Raw genomic sequence first — 19472 nt, 5'->3', positions numbered from 1 at the left:
CAATAGTTTTGAGGTGTACGGCCGGCGGAGGTGGGAATGGCGACTCTGAGCTTAATCGCGGAGCCCTTTCCCGACTGGGAGGCACCACTGCACTTCGCCGCAGCGGAAGATCTCACAAACGCGCTCGCGGAGTCGGCACCGAAGAGCTGCTCGGCCAGGTTTCTCGCTGCCCGCGGCACCGTGCCGCCTGAGTTTCGCTCCCCCCGCATCGCTGTAGAGCAGCTGCCAATGGGGCGCAACGCGCTGCCGATTCTGTGGCAATCGAGCACGACTGCCCGGCCGCTCGACGGCGAGATGACGCACGCGATCTCCCCGATGATTCCGTTGCGCGCCAGGCCCGAAGACGACGGCACGCAGTCGACCGTGTCGATTCAGCACGCCCTCGCGTGGACGGCCCCCGATCTACTCACGCCCGCGCAGGGGCGCCTGACCCGCGCGTTCATGAAGCGTGCTGCGCGCTACGCAGACGTCATCGTCGCGAGCTCGCACGCAACCGCCTCGCTCATGCAGGAGCACTACGGCCACGATTTGCCGGTGCAGGTGATCGCGCCGGTGGCGCCGGCCGCGCTGCTCGCCTCCGATGATTCGGCGGAGCGCCGCGCCCGCCTCGGCCTGCCAGCGCGCTACGTCGTGACAACGGCGAACCTCGACGACTACGGCCGGCTGCAGTGGGTGCTCGACGCCTACAACGCCGACCCGTCGCTCCCCCACCTCGTGATTCTCACGGGTTTCGACCCCGTGCAGCACGTCAAGGGGTCGCCGCTCCAGACCGACATCGTCGGGCAGTTGCCAAGCTCGGCGCGCGACCGGGTCACCGTCGTGCCCGCGGAGGATCTCGCAGACGCTGGCGCAATCATCTCGGGCGCGACCATGCTGCTGCAACCACAGTCGTTCGCGACGACGGGCTACACCGTTGTCGCCGCGCTGATGTCTGGTGTGCCAGTGCTGCACGCGGGCACTCCCGAGCTCGAGGAGCACATCGTCGACGCCGGGGTCTCAGAGACAGAGTCGGCGGGCTTCATCACCGCGCTGTCGCGGCTGTTCATCGCGAGCAGCGGCGACGGCACGAGCGAACTCGAGCGCCTCACCGTGCACGCGGCAGACCGCGGCCGCTCGTTCTCGTGGCGCGCCGTCGCCTGGCAGCTGTGGGAGATGCACGCCCTCATCTAAGGCCCGGCCCGGCCCTACTCCGGCGTACGCTTGCCCGCACGCGCCGAGGGGTGCGGCACGTGCCCTTCGTCATCGTGCCGTCGCCACCCGGGTACACCGGCCGCGTGCCACTCCCATCGTTGCCGTCAGTGCCGCCGCCAGAGCCATCTCCGTTACCATCAGTTACCTCCAGTGTTGGGGTTCAAGTTGGTGTATCGGTATTCTTCGCTTGCGTGACCGGGCAATCAGCAGTGGCACCCAAACTGCAACAACAACTACTACTGCCGCTGCCAGACCTATGCCAAGCACAATCGCGAGGGCCGGCACGGCTGCCTCGCTCTCGCCCTCAAGCGATTCGTCAGGCCAGACCTCCGAAGCGTCGGGCCCGATGGCCCAGTCACACCCCAGCATCGTTGTTGGGCGAGGCTCCGCTTGGTCCTCCCTGGTGAAGCATCGCGGGTCTGACACATCCATGATGACAAACGGATTCTCATCGGGGTACACCGCCGGGTCGACCGCAAGCAGCGAGCTCGGGTTCGCGACCCCATACCCAAACTCCTCCCTTAGCCACTTGGGTTCGTGCAGGCCCGCAGAGCCGGTCGTGCGAATCATTGCCTGTAAGACCTGGTTCGCCGTCGCACTCGGGTACTTCTGCAGCCCCATCGCAATCACCCCGGCGACCAACGGCGTCGCAAGCGACGTACCGTAACTGATCGCAGGCCCCCAGGCGCCGCCGCCCGACGGCGTTAATATCGCAGACCCCGCAGACACAAACGCAAGGTTTCGAGAGCCCCTGGCGTTGCCCCAGTACGGGTCTCTCAGCCCCCCGCCACCGTTCAGAATCTTCGCATCGCTGTCGATTGCCGACACCGCAACAGCACCGTTGAGACTGTACGGGTAGTTCAAGGCTAAAACGCTGTCCAAGCTGCCGTCTGGGTTCGGTGTCCCGGCCACCAGTGGCACCCCGGCACGCAGCGCCGAGATCATCGCAATACTCCACCCCGCGATATCCGCGCTGATGCCCGAATGCACAACGATATCCGCCCCATCCTCAACCGCGCGCTGAGCTGCATACCCGCCCACACCACCAAGGAAATAGCCCGGCGCGCCCGTCAACGTTGACTCGTCATAGAACTCGCCAGCCGATGCGTTGTACTTCTCACACCCCGCCCGATCAGACGCGCCCTGCTCATCAGCCACCCCGGTCGCATAGAACCACACCTCGGCCTCCGGCACGATCCCCCGCGTGCCAGGCCCACCATCAGCGGCAACACCGTTACCCACCAGCATCGCCACCACATCGGTTCCATGCGCCGCACGCTCCGGGTCATCACTCACCGCAGGCACCGGCTCCCCGGTCTCCGGGTACGCACAATACGCCCCCTTCACCGTAATATTCGCCCCGGCAAGCTCCGCAGCATCAGGGTTCAACCCGGCATCAACCACCGCAATCTTGACCCCCGCACCGGTCGCGCCCTGCGCATGCAACTCATCAAGCTTCAACCTCTCCACGTACCACAGCCCCGCGGCACGCTCCTCGGGAGACATCCCAACCCCAACTCCAGAGACCGCGACAGCGGGAAGCGCCGTCGTCACGGCTATGAGCGCTCCCACCGCGACGGCCCCGATGGCCGCGAGCCCGCGCCTGCTCACCAGGCTTCCTCATCCGCACCAGCACCGGCATCTGTATCCGTGCCACGCGGCTGCGTGCTGCCCTGTTCGTGGCCGAGACCCTGGGCTACGACCTCATCATCAAATCTCCTCAGCAGCAGCATGATCTCCTCATCCTGCCGCCGAAAGTCCGCGATCGCAGCGAGACCGTTCTCTGAGTCCAAGCGCACGAGCTCCAAGAGCTTGACGAACTCATATCGCGCTTCTTTGGCAAATTTAGACATCTGCTCTCGGTAGCGTTGGGCCCCAGCGCTCTTGGACGGCCCGGAGACAGACTCCATGCTGGCCTCGCTCGGCGCGGCCGGGGCCTTCTTCGCAAGGGAACCAACCACCGCATCTGCCGCCTCGTCGACAAGAATCTCACTGTCTTCCGACATAATCACTCCCGATCAGCTGAGTCAGTTTTAACTAACGACTGTAACCGAAATGTGTCTATCTGTGGATCTTTTCTCACGGAAGTGCGGGTGCTCGCCCGGCGAATGGCGCGCGACTTATTCAAGCAGCTTTCAGTGCGGCAGCCAGGCCAGATGCCCACGCCCGTCGAGCTTCGTCCTCTATCAGCGGGCTCCAACGCGCGGAGCCTGCGCCGCTGCCCCTATTCGGCCGCGACGCGCGCCTTGAGCGCCGCGTTCTTGCCCTCGACCATGTCGGTGAGGCCCCTGGCATACTCGTCGAGCGTCGCGCGCAGCGCGTCGTCGCTCGTCGCGAGGATGCGCGCGGCGAGAATGCCGGCGTTCTTTGCGCCACCAATGGAGACTGTCGCGACGGGAATGCCCCCGGGCATCTGCACGATCGACAGCAGCGAGTCCATCCCGTCGAGCTTCGCGAGCGGCACCGGCACGCCGATCACGGGCAGCGAGGTCATCGACGCGACCATGCCTGGCAGGTGGGCGGCACCGCCGGCACCCGCGATGATCACGCGCAGGCCGCGATCGGCAGCGTCACGCGCGTAGCTCACCATCTTGTCTGGCGTGCGGTGCGCGCTCACGACCTCGACCTCGTGCGCAATGCCGAACTCGCGGAGCATTGCCACCGCGTCTTGCATCACCGAGTAGTCGGAGTCGGAGCCCATGATCACGCCGACGAGGGGGGTTGCTTCGCTCATGCCTCCATCGTAGCGGGCGCGTCTAGGCGAAGCCGTCGGCCGCCGCCCGCGCCTCAGCGCGCGCTTCGTCGAGCGACGCGCCAACCACGGTGACGTGGCCGACCTTGCGGCCGGGCCGCGGGAGCTTGCCGTAGCTGTGAATCTTCGCCGACGGGTGCGCGGCCAACACGCTTGCGTAGCGCACGGGCATCGGCCCCTCCTCGGGGCCGCCGAGCACGTTCACCATCACGGCGAACGGCGCGGCCATCGCAGGGTCGCCGAGCGGCAGGTCGGTGACGGCGCGAAGGTGCTGCTCGAACTGGCTCGTGATCGAGCCCTCGATCGAGAAGTGGCCCGAGTTGTGTGGGCGCATCGCGAGCTCGTTGACGAGCACGCGACCGTCGCGCGTCTCGAACATCTCGACTGCGAGCACGCCGGTCGCGTCGACGCCCTCGGCGACGATCGCGCCGATACGCGCAGCCTCGTCGGCGGTAGCCCGGTCTGAGACGGGGGCGGGGGCGAGCACCTCTGCGCAGACCCCATCTTGCTGAATTGTCTCGACGAGCGGCCAGGCCCGGGTCTCCCCCGACGGCCGGCGCGCGACGAGCTGCGCGAGCTCGCGAGTGAAGTCGACGAGCTCCTCGACGAGCAAGAAGCCCCCGCGCGCGTCTTCAGCGAGCGCGGTGAACCAGTCGCGCACCTCCTCGGCCTGCGACACAACGCGCACACCCTTGCCGTCGTAGCCGCCGCGGGCGGTCTTCACGACGGCGCGGCCGCCGTTTTCGTCAATGAACTCCTGCAGCGCGGCCTCGTCTGCGACGGCCGCCCACGCCGGGATGGGCACGCCGAGCGCGGCGAGCTTCTCGCGCATCAAGATCTTGTCTTGCGCGTACTGCAGCGCGTGCGGCCTGGGGTGCACTGCCTTGCCGCGACGCTCAAGCTCGAGCAAGATCTCGTGCGGCACGTGCTCGTGGTCGAACGTGACGACGTCGACCGTCTCAGCGAAGGCGTAGACGGTCTCGGGGTCGCGGTAGTCGCCAACCATGTCGGCTGCGCGGGCCGCGCTCATGCCCTCGGTCTCTGCGAGCACCGAGATCTCGAGGCCGAGGTGAATCGCGGGCGGCACCATCATTCTCGCCAGCTGGCCACCGCCAATCACGCCGACGCGCACAGAGGTTTTCGCAGCAGCAACATCCCGATTTTCGCTCACCCCTCTATTCTGCCGCATTCGCGGCCTACGCGAGGGCGGGGCCTGCGGGCGATGTCGAGCGAGCGCACCCGCAGCGCTATTCGAGCAGGCGGATCGCGCTGCCAGCCTCCGCGTTCTCAGGGAGGCCGAGCTCTGAGTCGAGCCCCGTCGCTATCCACGCTGAGGTGAGCAGCAGCGCCCGGCAGATGAAATTGAACCAGAGCAGGAGGCCGACGAAGATCGCGAACGGCGCGAGGAGCGGGTTGCTTGTCGCGCCGCCGAGCAGCGCGGTGCCGAGCAGTTTCAGGCCGAACAGTGCCGCGGCGCCAAGCATGCAGCCGGTGACGAGATTCCACCAGCCGATGCGCACCTCGGCGAGGTAGCGGTGGATCGCGACGAGCACGAGCACATCGAAGAGATACATCGCACCGTAGCGCACCACGGTACCGAGCCCACCAAAGAACCAGTTCTCGGAGCTGACCCCGAGCCACGACAGCAGCATGTCCGTGAGATTGGAGCTGACAAGCACGAGCACTGCAGAGATGATGATCGCGAGAAAGAACCCCACGGCGAGGGCGAGGTCGCGAATCTTCAGCAGCACCGCGTTGCGGTACTCCTTGACCTCGAGCCCGAAGATGATGCGAATGGAGCGCCTGGTGCCCGTGAACCAGTTGATCGCGATCCACACGAGCGAGAGGCCCGCGATGAGGGTCGTCCAGTCGAGCGTGCGCGTCGTGAAGAGCGACTTCACCGGCACGGCCGCGTCGTCATCACCGAGCAGGCCGGGCACGAACACGTTAATCTGTTCGATCATCGCGGCGAGCAACTCTGGCTGGCCTCGCAGCACGATGCCGAAGATGCTGAAGCCGACGAGCAGACCGGCGAACACGGCGAACAGCGCCTGATAGCTCATGCCGCCAGAAAGCACACTGCCGCCGACGTCGGTGAAGTGCGAGAAGGTGCGGTACGGGCGCGTGCGCTGCAGGCGCTGCCACAGGGTCATTCCGCGGGCGATGACTCCTGGCTGCGCGGTTTCCCTCATGTCAGCGAGTGTAGCGCGGGCGGCCACCCCAGGTAGGGGTGACCGCCCGCGTGTGCACGAAGGCCTCGGGTCAGCGAGCGCCGTGCGATCCGCGCCTGTTACGCGCCCCGCCCGCGACGGCGAAGGCACCGCCTGCGAGCGCCACCAGCACCGCGGCGAGCACGAACAGGCTCAGACCGTTGCCACCGGTCTCGGGGAGCAGCCCCGGGGTGCCTGGCACCTTCGGGTTCGTCGGCGGCACCGGCGGAACCGGGGCGTAGCCGTTCACGAACGAGACCGCGACCGGGCCCGCGTCGTGCTGCTCGCGAATCTTTACCTCGGCGCTCATGCCGTCAGCCGACGGCGTGACGCCGGGGGCGAGATCGATCGCCCTGGTGTTTTCGCCGAAGTTACCGAGCGCGCCGGTCTCTCGAGCCGAGCAGTCGGCCCCGATTGGCACACCATCAACGGTGACCTCGCCATTCTTGGGAACGGTGAGTAGCGCCCGGTCGCCCAGGTCGAGGGCAACCCGCTCGGGCCCCGATGCCGCGCCGCTCGGCACGGTGCACGAGAGCTCGATCGTGAAGCTCTCGGGGGCGCGATCTTGAGCGAGCCCCGTCGTCTGCTTCGAGACGACGAGCGATCCGGTCTTCACCGTGACGCCCGCGCGCTGGGGCGCGGCTGGCAGTCGAACCCGGTTTCCGCTCTCGTCCCAGCCGACGACGCCGTTCTGGTTCCAAGCGAACTGCTGTTCGGTGAACTGCGCGAGGGTTGGCTGCAGCGCACTCGCAGAGGCGTCGACCACACGGTTCACGGTCTCGAACTCGAGCAAGATGGTGCCGCCCGGCTCAAGCGGGGTCGCGGTCATGTCGACCTGCACGCGCAGGCCTGCGACCTCGTGAGCGGCCCCCGTGAACTTCGCGAGCTCAACCCACTGGTTCGCGGGGTTCGCCGTTGTGTCAGCGCACTCGGGGTCGCTCGCCCACAGCGAGCCTTCGCCGCTCGATCCAACACAGGCCTGGGCGTTACTCGTGAGCTCGACCGTGTAGGTCGCACCCTTCGGCAGCCCCGTGACGCGAATGTTCTCGAGGTCGGCGAGCACTGGCGCGAACGTCGAGCCGCGCGTAGCACCGCCCGCGAGCATGCGGTCGCCGGGAGTGGGCAGCATGTCGACGATCGTCATGCGCGACAGCGGGTTCGTGCCCGAGTTGATGTTCTCGAGCTTCCACGTGTCGGTCGCACCCACCGCGGTGTACGAGGCACACGGGCTGCGCGTGTAGTCGGAGCCGGTCGGCAGGTAGTTGCCCGGCCCGCACTCCTCGCCCGTGGTTGTGTCGAGCGCGCCCGAGACGAGCTGCTCACCGAGCGTCGGCACAGACTCGCCGCTAACGGTTTTTCTGGCGCCGACGACGGTACCAACGCGCGGCTGCACGTAGTTCGTGTTCGAGCAGATATTCGGGCTGTCAGACGCGGTCGGGTTTTGACCGAACTCGCTCGGCTGCTCGCAGCTGGTGAGCTCAACGCCGGTCTCGACACGTACCTCGTTGACGGCGCGCTTGCCGGCCGCCATCGGTTCCATGATGAGCCCCAGCGAGATCGTCACCTGCTCGCCAGGCTGCATCTTGGCGTTCGTGCCCCAGTCGAAGACGAGGTTGCGGCCGTCGTCAGACAGCGTGACCTTGGGCGCTGTGCCGAGGCTCGTGGTGCCACCCGTCGTCGACTGGCTCGTCACAGTCGGCGCGACCCCGTCCCAGCTCAGCTCGGCCGGCAGTGCGTCGGTGACCTGAGTGATGGGCAAGAGGCTCGTGCCGGTGTTCGTGAATACGAGCTTCCACGGTGCGCTCGAGAGCGCCTCGACCTGGTGTGTCGACGTATCGTTCGGGGCACGCTTCTCGACCTTCAGCTTGTGCTCACCTGGCGAGAAGCGCACGTCGTCGTCGGCGTCGTCGTCAGCGCTGCCGAACTGCGTGTTCTCAGCAACAACGGTCGCGCGGTTCTTCACCGTGTCAGACTTCCAGTTCACCGTGCTGCCCTCGCGGAGCTTCACCTGGAGCGACAGCTTGGCGCTGCCCCACGACGCGTTCCACGACGCGGCGCCCTGCGGGAAGACCGCGCCGTCAGCGCGATCAAAGACAACCGCGGCACCGCTGATGTCGCTCACCTTGCCCGAGAAGTTCGCGTAGCTCACCCACGCGCCATCAACGAGCACCTCGACGCGGGCGCGGTCGGCTCCCTGCGGCAGGGCTGGCGCATCGAACCCGACAAGCTGGAATCGCTCCCAGAATGCCTTCGTCGTGTCCTGAATGCGCAGGTTGTTCAGCGGCGCCGTCGAGCCGTTCGGGTTGGCGACAAGGTCGACGCGAACGATCGCCTCGGGGTCGCTCTCGTAGACGGTGTCGTTCGATCCGTCTGGGTGAATCACCGAAACATTTTTCGCGAGCCCAACGTTTACCGCGGCCTGCACGAGTTCGACCGTCGCGTCGTCGCGGCGCGTCGGTTGCGCCTCGGGGTTCACGACCGCGTCCCAGCCGCGCGCGATTGCCACGTTGGGCTGCTCGAGCACGCTACCCTTGGCGCCGCCGCGCACCGGGCCGCCCGAAACTCGCTCGGTCTCGCGCAGCTGCACGTCGAGGTGCATCACGAGATCGTCGCCGGTTGCGATGCGGTTGCCGAGCTCCTTCGGGTTCGTGCCCGAGTAGGTCGTGGCGATGCCGATTGCGTTCGGCAGCGCTGCAATGAAGTCGGCGTTACCGTCGAGCACCTGCTGCAGCGACCACGTCTGGGTCGTGCCGGCCGCGGTGCCGTTGTCGAGCCACAGCTCAACGACGCTCTCCGCGGTGTCGATCGAGGCCGGCAGCTGCCCGTAACTCACCCCAGTGAGGGAGAAGACGTTGAAGTGGTTGCCCTCGGGCGAGCCAGCTTCTGCTACGAAATCACGCCCAGCGAACGGGCTGTCATCGATGCCGAGCGTATCTTCGCTCGCCGGGTTCGCGGTATCAGTAACGCGAATCTTGCCGAGCTTCATGCGGCCGGCCGTGCCCTCGGCCGCCTCGCCGGCGTCGGAGGCGTTGCGCGCAGTGAGCGAGAACCTGGCGCGCGGGTAGTCGCTCGCCGCGACCTCGCCGGCGTTGGGTGCGACCATGCGCACACTGTCGCCCGCGGTGCCGCCGGGCAGCGCCTCGACGCTCTTTGTCAGCGTGACGTTGGGAACGCCGTCGAGCAGCTGGATCGCGTCGTTCGCGCCGGCAGTGATCGGGCCGCCAGTTTCAGGCTTCGCCGTGACGGTGAACGTGTTGTCGATGCAACCGTCGGGCTCGCAGTTGAACTGCGTGCCGTGCTCCTTCACCCACTTCACTGAGCCGTCGCTGGTGCGAGCCCGGTCACGCAACTGCCAATCGAGCTGGTAGCTGCGAATCTCACCCGAGGCGCTCACGCCCGTGCCGGGGGCCGGCACGGTGAGGTCGGGGTCTGCCATGCTGTGCGCGGCCTCGCGTGCCGCCGTGTTCTCGCCGAGCACGAGGCGCACGCCGAGGGTCTCGGCTCGCTGCTCCTTGGTCAGGGTGTACCCGACGAAGCCCTTCGCATCCATCCAGCCGGTCTCGGGCGCCGCGACGAGCTGCCACTCAGCGCCATCCCACAGCTCGACAGCGGTGACTTCATCCCACCGCAGCATCGGGTCGTAGGCGGCCTTCGCGTCGCCCTTCTCGAAGTGAATCGGGCGCACCCGCGTGAGGTCGAACGCCTCAAACACGGTGCCCTGACCGCTTGCGGTCGGCTTCGCCGGGTCTTGCAGCTCCACCGTAGGGTAGTTGCCCTGTGTCAGCGCCCACGACTGCGTCGTTGTCGTCTTCGCACCTGACTGCGAGATGAGCCCTGCGTGGCTCCACTGCTTCGACGCCCAGATCGAGCCGTCGACGCCGGGGCCGGGGCCGTTCGGGTTCGGGCGAATGCCCGCGTTCACGGTACTCGAATCAGTGTCGGTGACAACGCGGTCACCGAGCTTACCCGTCGCCTCAACTGTCGCGGTGTTCGCGTACTGCTCCACCTTCTCAAACTCGGTAGCCGTTGGCGTCGAGTCGTCGCTGCGCAGCGTGGCGCGCGCCGTGAACGAGATATTCGGCTTCACGAGCGTGGTCTGCGAGAAACCCGCCTCGTTCGTGTACACGAAGCGAATGCCCGTGGCTCCGGCAGGGATGTCGATTGGTGCATCGTCTGCGGGGTTCTTCGCGAGCGTCTTCCACTCGCCCGCGGCGTTCTGGTAGCGAATCTCGAGGTCGGCCTGCGTGACGGGCGTGCCGCTGTTTGCCGGGCGGGCGATCGGGGGAAGCACCTGCTTCGCGTCGAACGCATCCCAGAAGGTACCCGGTTCGCCGAGCACGTCTTCAACGACGATCTCGGTCGGCTGCGTGCGCCCGCCATTCGTCTTCACCTCGGTGTCGAGCTGAGCGACAACGTCTTGGCCGGGGGTCACGACCCGCGGGCCGACGCGCTTGGTGATCTTCGCATCGATGCCAGGTGCAACGTAGGCGACGGTGGCCTCGGCGTCGGTCGTCGCGGGCGGGTTCTTGCCGCGCGTGCCGGTGACGTCGATGCTGTTCAGCAGGTGACCGGTCTTGCCGCCGGCCGCAACGAACGACTCTGCGGGGTTCGAGTCGAGCTTGTAGCGCAGCTCACTCGTCGCCCCGGTCGCGATCGCCCCGGTGAACGTGAGCGCGAAGCCCGCCACAGTCTTACCCGCGGCCGGCGATGGCAGTGCCGCCCGGGCGTCGAGGTCGACGACCTCAGTTGAGCCGTCGGCGTATGTCCAGGTGAGCTTTGCGCGCTCGGCTCCCGCGGGCCACACCTGCTCGGGAGCTGAGGAGTCGAACCCCGCGAAGATCAGGTTTTCGCCGAAGAAGTGGTCGCTCGACCCCTCCCCCGGTTCTGCAATGGTCAGGCTGTCGAGCGGCGCGCTCGCCGGCGCGTCTTGGTTCGATGCGCGGAGCACGACGCCGACGCTGTCGCCCGCGGTGACGCCAGTGAGCTGGGTCGTTTCTGCCCCGTCTGGGAGGGCCATGAAGCGCTTCTGCGCGTTCACCGCGATGGTCTCTGGTGCGACGGTAAACGGCGCCTCAGCCTGCTTCGATACGGGCTCCTCGCCGGGCACGGTCACGGTGGCGCGCACCTCGTTGGAGGTCTTGAACCCCTCGGCGATGCTCTCCCCCGTCGCGCGGTGCGTGGCCCGCTGGGTCACGGAGAACGGCTGAGAGACGCTTGCGCCCGGCGGAATCTCGCCCGCGTAGCTCAGGCGAACGCCCGCGATGTCTTCGTTCGGTGTCGCGGCGTCCCACTCCACCCAGTTCCAGCTACCAGCTACCAGCCGGTAGACCTCTACGGTGGCGCTTGTTGCGCCGGCCGGCAGGTTTGTTGTCGGGTCATTCGGCGCGGTGAAGCCGGCGAAGTCGACGTAGTTAAACGGGTTCGCTGCTGGCAGCTCGGTGGCCCCGTTCGGGGCGAGTGCCTCGTCAGCCGGGTCTTGCAGGGTGAGCGTGCTTGCCTCGACGTTGGAGGCCTGCGTTGCGCCGATCGTGAGGGTCGAGGCGAGGCCGGGCTCGAAGTGTTGCTCGGCTGGCTCCCAGGTCTTTGCAGGGGTGACGTCGACCCGCACCGGGTTGTCGATCGCGATAATCGCGGTGTCGGAGGTCTGGAGCGGCTGCTCGCCGGCCTTCGCCGAGAACGTGGCGGTGTTCGTCAGGTCTCGCCGCAGCATCGGGTCGTCGGCTGAGAGGTGCTCTGGCACCTTCAGCGTGTACTCGAGCACACCCGTGTCACGGGTCGACATGCCGAGCCCCGAGGAGTTGCCTGCACCTGGCTGCACCGGCTGCGCGACGCCGACCGTAATCGTGCGCTCCGACTCCGACTGGCCGACGGTGCCGGCAAGTGGTGCTTCCGGGGAGGCGCCGGAGGTGACCCCCGGCAGGTCGAGGGTCACACCGGTCACGCTGCCGCCGACAACGGCGGTAAGCCCGGTGATCTCCCAGCCGGCGAACTCCGCGGGGAGCACGTCGACCACGCGCACCGGCGCGTCGGCGTCGGCGTCGTTGACCCGAAACTCGACCCAGTACGACACTGAGTCGCCGGGGCGCAGGTCGCGCACCGCGTCGGTGTACTCACCGTCGAGCTGCTTCACCTGCTTTACGAGCATGAGCGAGGCGCCCTCGCTCGCGACGGCGGCAAGGCTTCCCCCGCTTGCCACCATCGCGGTCGCGGCGAGCAGCGCCGCGACTCCCCCCGCGAGCGTTTTCGCAAACGCCCGCCTAGCCCGTTTCCCCGGCTTACCTGCACGAAGCACGTCAAATACCACTAGTGTTTCCCCCTGTGTTGTGTCGTACCCCCCAGCACGACAAGATCGGGCCCCTCGCGACAGCGCATGAGCCCGGCACCCCCTAATACGGCGAACCGGGCAAATCGTGACGCGCGTTCGAAAAAGATTTCTTTCGAGGCGGCTCGTTTCTGCACTTTTCAGCAAAATCACGGATACTGGCTAGTGGGGATTTAATTGGGGGCTCGGGCGTGTCACCCCGAGTGGCGCGTCGCACGAGCTTCAACACACGCGATCTGTCGCGTCTTTTGGGGGGTTTCGTGCGAAGAACAGGCGAGCATCGTTTTGCGTCGCTATCCGACGGGCAACTCCTCGAAGCTGCCCGCGACGGCGACCGCGCCGCCTTTGGCGAGCTGTGGGAGCGCCATCGCCTCGCCGGCATTGTCGCCGCGAAGAACCTGGCGCCATCGCTCGACCCCGACGACCTGGTCTCAGAGGCCTACCTGAGGGTGTTCGAGCTCGTGCGAGACGGGCGCGGGCCAGAGGGCGCGTTTCGCCCGTACCTGTACCAGGTGATTCGCTCGGCCGCGGCGAACCGCTTTCGGGCCGGTGAGCAGGCCGCGGGCGAGCTTCCCGACGTGCCCGACCTCAGCGAAACAGCTCCGTGGGACGACTCCGCGTTCGACCTCAAGGCGGCCGCTCAGGCATTTGCGACGCTCTCCCCGCGTTGGCGGGCCGCCCTCTGGTACACCGAGGTCGAGGGCATGCCGCCGCGAGAGGCCGCACCACTACTCGGTCTCTCCCCGAACAGCGCCTCGGCGCTTGCCGCCCGCGCCCGCGACGCCCTGCGCTCCGCCTGGGTTGACGAGCACGTAAACCGTGACGCAACGGAAGAGGCCTGCCGCTCGACGCTCCAACAGCTGCAGCGCTACCAGCGCGGCAAGCTCACCGCCAAGCGCTCCCGCGAGATCACGGCCCACCTCGCCGAGTGCGAATCGTGCGCCAAGGCAGCGGCAGAGTCGGCGACGCTCAACCGGCGGCTCGGCCTCGTGCTCATGTGGGGCACGCTCGGCAGCGCCGGAACGGGCATGCTCGCCGAGCAGCTCGGCCTCGCCGACCAGATTGGCCTCGCCGGGGCGGCGGGTGCCGCCGGGGCCGCGGGAGCCGCCGGGGCCGCGGGAACCGCGGGGGCGGGCAGCTCATCGGCCGCCGGCGCCGCGGGCGCGAGCACTGCGGCGTCGGTGAGTACCGGCGTCATCGGTGGCATCGGATTGCCGGCAGTGATCGCGACCGGTGCAGGGCTCGTCACCGCGGCAATCGTCGGGGTGACCGTCGTCTCGCTCTCGCTCACGGGGGCGGCTCCCCCTTCGACAGACGTCGGGCCAGGCGGCATCGAGCAGTCGGTCGACGAACCGCAGCGCTCTGGCGGCGGGCACTCGCCGGATGCTGCCAAGCGCGGCTCAGAAGCAGCGGAGCCGGAGCACGAGGAGCAGCCAGCCGACCTCACCGCGATCCGCCCGCCCGCCGTGCCCGACGTCGTGCCGGTCGCGCCCGAACCCACCCCGCCCGGCCCGTCGGTGCGCCCACCCGTGCTGCCGCCTGTCACTCCACCCGAGACCGGCAACCGCTGGCTCCGCGTCGGGTTCGAGTGCCTGAACCCGGGCGACGCATTTATCGGCACCGCGACTCGCTACGGCATTCTCCAACTGCGGGGCAGCCTGCCTGGCGAGGCACCCGTGTCGCTCATGCAGCCGATGTACGACCCGGCGTTCGAGGGCCAACCGGGCAACCTCTTCGTCGACGGTAAGTTCGACGATACCCACGGCAACACGTTCGACGTCGGTTTTCTCACGGGCACCGACCCCGAGCCGCACACCGGCTGGTACGCGCCAGACCCGACACTGCTGCCGGCCTGGGGCGAGCATTTCCCGGGCAAGGCGCTCGGCGACGTGGCGCTCGAGATGCGCCTCATCACCCCCTCGCGAGGCATGTCGACCTGGCAGCCGATCGACACCTCGATTAGCTGCGTTCGCCCAGGCGAGGCGCAGTAAGACGAAAACCGCCCGGGCGCTAAGCGCCCGGGCGGTTCTTCGTTGCTGCTGCGCAGCGGCGACGTGCGTGCTACACCGTCACACCGGTGCGGATCGCGGCCTTGACCTCGGCGATAGCCTTGGTGACCTGAATACCACGCGGGCATGCCTCCGAGCAGTTGAAGGTGGTGCGGCAGCGCCACACGCCTTCCTTGTCGTTGAGAATGTCGAGGCGAACCTGCGCGTTGTCGTCTCGCGAATCGAAGATGAAGCGGTGCGCGTTCACGATCGCCGCCGGGCCGAAGTACTGGCCGTCTGTCCAGAAGACGGGGCACGACGTGGTGCACGCGGCGCACAGAATGCACTTCGTGGTGTCGTCGAAGCGCTCGCGCGAAGCGATGTCCTGGATGCGCTCCTTGCCGGGCTCGGCGGGAGTGCTCGCGACGAGGAACGGCTGCACCTCGCGGAACGACGCGAAGAACGGCTCCATATCGACGATGAGGTCCTTCTCAAGGGGCAGGCCCTTGATCGCCTCAACGTAGATCGGCTTCGTGACGTCAAGATCTTTCACGAGCGTCTTGCAGGCCAGGCGGTTGCGGCCGTTGATGCGCATCGCGTCCGAGCCGCAGATGCCGTGCGCGCACGAGCGGCGGAACGACAGCGTGCCGTCCATGTCCCACTTGATCTTGTGCAGCGCATCGAGAATGCGGTCGGTCGGGTACATCTCGACGTCAAAGTCTTCCCAGTACGCGTCGCGGCCCGACTCGGGGTCGAAACGGCGAATCAGCAGGGTGACATTGAACGGCTTAATCTCTTCCACGACGTTCTGACCTGGCGCCTCAGTAGTGACAGCACTCATGTTCTAGTACTTCCTCTCCAGCGGCGGGTAACGCAACTCGCCCTGCTCATCTTTCACAACGGTCACCGGCTTCCAATCAAGCCGGATGTGATCCTCTGGGTTCGCCGAGTGCGGGTCGCCCGTGAGGTACGCCATCGTGTGCTGCATGTAGTTCACGTCATCGCGATCCGGGTAGTCGTCGCGCATGTGGCCGCCGCGGCTCTCCTTGCGGTTGCGCGCCGTGTAGGTGAGCACCTCCGCGAGGTCGAGCAGGAACCCGAGCTCAATCGCCTCAAGCAGGTCGGTGTTGTAGCGCATTCCGCGGTCTTGCACGCCGACGTTCTTGTAGCGCAGGCGCAGATCGTGAATCACGCCGAGCACCTCGGTGAGCGAGTCTTCGGTGCGGAACACCTGTGCGCCGCGGTCCATGGCCTCCTGCAGCTCGCGACGAATGTCAGAGACGCGCTCGGTGCCGGTGCCTGTGCGGAAGCCCTCGACGAGCTCTCGGATCTCCTTGGCGGGATCGGCGGGAAGATCGACGAACGAAGCGGTCTGTGCGTAGTCGGCAGCCGCGTTGCCCGAGCGCTTGCCGAACACGTTGATGTCGAGCAGCGAGTTCGTGCCGAGACGGTTCGAGCCGTGCACGGAAACGCAGGCGCACTCACCGGCGGCGTAGAGGCCGGGAACAACGGTGTCGTTGTCCATGAGCACCTCAGCGTCGACGTTGGTCGGGATGCCGCCCATCGCGTAGTGCGCCGTCGGGAACACGGGGACCGGCTCAACGACGGGATCGACGCCCAGGTAGGTGCGCGCGAACTCGGTAATGTCTGGCAGCTTCGTCTCGAGCACCTCGGCGCCCAGGTGGGTGCAGTCGAGGTAGACGTAATCCTTATTCGGGCCGGCACCGCGGCCGTCAAGCACTTCTTGCACCATCGAGCGGGCGACGATGTCGCGCGGCGCGAGATCCTTAATCGTCGGCGCGTAGCGCTCCATGAAGCGCTCGCCGCTCGCGTTACGCAGGATCGCGCCCTCACCGCGCGCACCCTCGGTGAGGAGGATGCCTAGGCCGGCCAGGCCCGTCGGGTGGAACTGGTAGAACTCCATGTCCTCGAGCGGCAGGCCCTTGCGCCAGATGATGCCGACCCCGTCACCGGTGAGGGTGTGCGCGTTCGACGTCGTCTTGAAGATCTTGCCGAAGCCGCCGGTGGCAAACACGATCGACTTTGCCTGGAAGACGTGCAGCTGACCGGTCGAGAGCTCGTAGGCGACGACGCCCGCGGGCTTGCGATCCTTGCCCTCACCCGTCATCACGAGGTCGAGCACGTAGAACTCGTTGTAGAAGTTGATGCCGAGCTTCACGCAGTTCTGAAACAGCGTCTGCAGAATCATGTGGCCGGTTCGGTCGGCGGCGTAGCAGGCGCGGCGAACCGCAGCCTTGCCGTGGTCACGAGTGTGGCCACCGAAGCGACGCTGGTCGATCTTGCCGTCAGCCGTACGGTTGAACGGTAGGCCCATATTCTCGAGGTCGATGACCGCGTCGATCGCTTCCTTCGCGAGAATCTCGGCCGCATCCTGGTCAACGAGGTAGTCGCCACCCTTGACCGTGTCAAAGGTGTGCCACTCCCAGTTATCTTCCTCGACGTTGGCGAGCGCAGCCGCCATGCCGCCCTGGGCGGCGCCGGTGTGCGAGCGAGTCGGGTAGAGCTTCGAGATAACCGCGGTCTTGGCCTTGGGGCCAGCCTCGATTGCCGCGCGCATGCCCGCACCGCCAGCACCGACGATCACAACGTCGAACTGGTGATAGGTCACGCCGTCCTTCACGGTGACGTCTTCGCCCTCATGAGTGTTCGTGGTCACTGGATTCCTTACTTCTGAATTCTTAACGTCTCTGGTGCCAGACCGCTTAGCGGGTGGCGCAGAATGATGCGACCAGCGCCGGGTCAGCCCCGGGCGGGCACGGCTCGAACGTGAAGATCACGAGGGTGCCGAGGAGGATCAGGAGCGCGGCAGAGAGCCACACGAGGGTGCGCAGCACCTTGTTCAGGCGGGGGCGCGTGACGTAGTCGTTCACGATCGTGCGCATGCCGTTCGCGCCGTGAATCAGCGCGAGCCAGAGCAGCAGCAGGTCCCACACCATCCAGAACGGGTTCGCGAGCTTGCCGCCAACGAAGCCGAAGTCGATCGCGCTGATGCCGTCGCCGATCATCAGGTTCGAGAAGAGGTGACCGAACACGAGCACGACGAGCAGCACGCCCGACACTCGCATGTAGATCCAGCCCCACTTCTCCCAGTTGGTATTCTTCTTCGCCGGGGTCTTCGCGCGGGGCGCGTCAATTGTCATAGCCATGATTGTTACTCCGCCCTCGCTTAGTGACTGAACACGTTCATCAGGTGACGCGGCAGGAAGCCAGCCATCGTCACAGCCCACATCGCGATCACGACCCAGAACATCACCTTGTGGTACTTCGCGCCCTTGCTCCAGTAATCAACAAGAATGATGCGCAGGCCGTTGAAGGCGTGGAACACGATCGCCGCGACGAGCGCCGATTCGCCCAGGCCCATGATCGGGGTCTTGTAGGCGCTCATGACGGCGTTGTACGCCTCGGGGCTCACACGAATCAACGCGGTGTCGAGCACATGCACAAGCAAGAAGAAGAAGATGGCTACACCCGTGATGCGGTGCAGCACCCAGGACCACATGCCCTCGTTGCCACGGTAGAGGGTACCGCCGCGTTGGGCTTTCTTCTTCGCCGCCGGAGCGGCTTCAGCGGGTAGGGCTGACACGAGCTTCCTCCTTGGTCGTCACGCAACAGAGTCAACATCTATTTGAGGAGGCACCCGATATGCGGGCACGCCACATTGCTGAGAATTCTCTGCGACTTCCATTATGGCACTCTCTGGGACTCTCTCGAACACCTCGGCGCGCGTCGCCGACCACCAGAGGCTCATCGGCAGTCATTAGTATGGCGGTATGACCTCTCCAAACCCCGCGCTCGACCGCCTCACCTGCGTCATCCCTGCAGGCGGGGTCGGCTCGCGACTGTGGCCGCTTTCCCGCGCCAACGCGCCGAAGTTTCTCCTCGACCTGACCGGCGCCGGCGACTCGCTCCTGTCGGCCACGTGGTCGCGACTCAGCCCGATCGTGCCAGCCGAGCGCATCATGGTGGTCACCGGAAACGCGCACCGAGAGTCAGTGCTCGAGCAGCTCCCCGAGATCCTCCCTGAGAATCTCGTCACCGAGAGCGAACCGAAAGACTCCTCCGCCGCGATCGGCCTCGCCGCGGCGATTTTGGAGCTGCGTGACCCCGATGCCATTCTCGGATCGTTCGCCGCAGACCACGTCATTCGCGGCGATGTGCTGTTCCGTCGCGCGGTCGCGACAGCCGTGCGCGCTGCCGATCAGGGCTACATTGCAACGATTGGGATACATCCTTCGCAGCCGTCGACCGGCTTCGGCTATATCTCGTGCGGCGAGGCCCGCACCGACCTTGCGCCCTTCGATCTCTACGACGTCACCGAGTTCGTCGAGAAGCCTGACGCCGAGACCGCAGAGGCCTATCTCAAGGCGGGCGGCTACCTCTGGAACGCAGGCATGTTCATCGCGAAGGCGAGCGTCTTGCTCGACCAGATGGCCCTCGCCGAGCCCGAGATGGTTGACGCGCTGCGCGAGATGGCGGCTTCGTGGGGCAAGAAGCGCGGCGCCGAGGTGCGCGAGCGGCTCTGGCCGACGCTGCCCAAGATCGCGATCGACTACACGGTTGCCGAGCCGGCGGCCGCCGCGGGCAAGATGGTGTGCGTCGCCGCGCACTTCGAGTGGGACGACGTCGGCGACTTTGCCTCGGTCGCGAACCTGCTCACCCGCGGCCGGCCATCAGACCTCGCCGTGCTCGGCGACGGCGCACAGGTGCTCTCAGACGCGTCGAGCGGCATCGTGGTGTCTGAGAGCGACCGGCTCGTCGCGCTCGTCGGCATGGAAGACGTCGTCGTTGTCGACACCGCAGACGTGCTGCTCGTGACCACCAAGGAGCGCGCGCAAGACGTCAAGCGCCTGGTCGAGCGCATGAAGGTGTCGGGCGGGGGCCACCTCCTTTAGGCCGCCGGGCCCGCGCCCGGCCGGGTCGGGCCCGGGCCACCCGGCTCCGGCCCGGCCGGCCCGCCCGGCTCCGGCCCGCCCGGCCCGGCCTCACCC

General features: G+C 66.8%; 13 protein-coding genes. 3 read left to right on the top strand and 10 right to left on the bottom strand.

All coding sequences use genetic code 11. The features are described 5' to 3' along the window. The first annotated feature begins 36 nt into the window (after positions 1-36). Positions 37-1170 carry a glycosyltransferase family protein gene (locus tag ABD115_RS01580; RefSeq protein ID WP_343957488.1) on the top strand — a complete coding sequence of 378 codons (1134 nt, stop codon included), beginning with the start codon at positions 37-39 and terminating at the stop codon, positions 1168-1170. Positions 1171-1332: 162 nt separating this feature from the next. Here the strand turns inward: ABD115_RS01580 and ABD115_RS01575 are convergent, their stop codons facing one another. The 6 genes from ABD115_RS01575 to ABD115_RS01550 form a co-directional block, all read right to left on the bottom strand. Continuing rightward, positions 1333-2745 carry a S8 family serine peptidase gene (locus tag ABD115_RS01575; RefSeq protein ID WP_343957486.1) on the bottom strand — a complete coding sequence of 471 codons (1413 nt, stop codon included), beginning with the start codon at positions 2743-2745 and terminating at the stop codon, positions 1333-1335. Positions 2746-2798: 53 nt separating this feature from the next. Then, entirely contained in the window at positions 2799-3197 is a 399-nt protein-coding gene (locus tag ABD115_RS01570; protein ID WP_343957484.1) for a hypothetical protein, read from the bottom strand. 218 nt (positions 3198-3415) lie between these two features. Continuing rightward, positions 3416-3925, bottom strand: a complete 510-nt coding sequence (gene purE / locus ABD115_RS01565) for a 5-(carboxyamino)imidazole ribonucleotide mutase (RefSeq protein WP_343957483.1) — start codon at positions 3923-3925, stop codon at positions 3416-3418. A 22-nt stretch (positions 3926-3947) separates the two neighbouring features. Next, complete coding sequence (locus ABD115_RS01560) at positions 3948-5132, bottom strand: 5-(carboxyamino)imidazole ribonucleotide synthase (protein WP_382389516.1); 1185 nt, start codon at positions 5130-5132, stop codon at positions 3948-3950. A gap of 58 nt (positions 5133-5190) precedes the next feature. Next, positions 5191-6135 carry a YihY/virulence factor BrkB family protein gene (locus ABD115_RS01555; protein WP_343957479.1) on the bottom strand — a complete coding sequence of 315 codons (945 nt, stop codon included), beginning with the start codon at positions 6133-6135 and terminating at the stop codon, positions 5191-5193. 70 nt (positions 6136-6205) lie between these two features. Next, positions 6206-12445 (bottom strand): DUF5979 domain-containing protein, encoded by a 6240-nt coding sequence (locus tag ABD115_RS01550; protein WP_343957477.1) that lies wholly within the window; start codon positions 12443-12445, stop codon positions 6206-6208. Between the two features lie 290 nt (positions 12446-12735). On the opposite strand from ABD115_RS01550, the gene ABD115_RS01545 reads away from it, so the two are divergent. Next, positions 12736-14466: a sigma-70 family RNA polymerase sigma factor gene (locus tag ABD115_RS01545; protein ID WP_343957475.1), complete on the top strand. Its 1731-nt coding sequence runs from the start codon at positions 12736-12738 to the stop codon at positions 14464-14466. 70 nt (positions 14467-14536) lie between these two features. Here the strand turns inward: ABD115_RS01545 and ABD115_RS01540 are convergent, their stop codons facing one another. Genes ABD115_RS01540 through sdhC form a run of 4 tightly spaced genes read right to left on the bottom strand, consistent with a single transcriptional unit; the run spans position 14537 to position 18067 of the window. Then, positions 14537-15304 carry a succinate dehydrogenase iron-sulfur subunit gene (locus ABD115_RS01540; protein ID WP_343957473.1) on the bottom strand — a complete coding sequence of 256 codons (768 nt, stop codon included), beginning with the start codon at positions 15302-15304 and terminating at the stop codon, positions 14537-14539. A gap of 3 nt (positions 15305-15307) precedes the next feature. Next, positions 15308-17140, bottom strand: a complete 1833-nt coding sequence (gene sdhA, locus ABD115_RS01535) for a succinate dehydrogenase flavoprotein subunit (RefSeq protein ID WP_343957471.1) — start codon at positions 17138-17140, stop codon at positions 15308-15310. 46 nt (positions 17141-17186) lie between these two features. Then, positions 17187-17630: a succinate dehydrogenase hydrophobic membrane anchor subunit gene (locus tag ABD115_RS01530; protein ID WP_343957469.1), complete on the bottom strand. Its 444-nt coding sequence runs from the start codon at positions 17628-17630 to the stop codon at positions 17187-17189. A gap of 20 nt (positions 17631-17650) precedes the next feature. Continuing rightward, positions 17651-18067, bottom strand: a complete 417-nt coding sequence (gene sdhC / locus ABD115_RS01525; protein ID WP_343957467.1) for a succinate dehydrogenase, cytochrome b556 subunit — start codon at positions 18065-18067, stop codon at positions 17651-17653. A 187-nt stretch (positions 18068-18254) separates the two neighbouring features. Here sdhC and ABD115_RS01520 point away from each other — a divergent pair, with 187 nt between their 5' ends. Beyond that, positions 18255-19376 (top strand): mannose-1-phosphate guanylyltransferase, encoded by a 1122-nt coding sequence (locus ABD115_RS01520; RefSeq protein WP_343957465.1) that lies wholly within the window; start codon positions 18255-18257, stop codon positions 19374-19376. Positions 19377-19472 lie beyond the last annotated feature (96 nt).

The sequence above is a fragment of the Leucobacter albus genome, from assembly GCF_039528015.1.
Taxonomy (GTDB): domain Bacteria; phylum Actinomycetota; class Actinomycetes; order Actinomycetales; family Microbacteriaceae; genus Leucobacter; species Leucobacter albus.
Note: the sequence above shows the minus strand (reverse complement) of the source record. Positions and strands in the feature narration are given on the sequence as shown.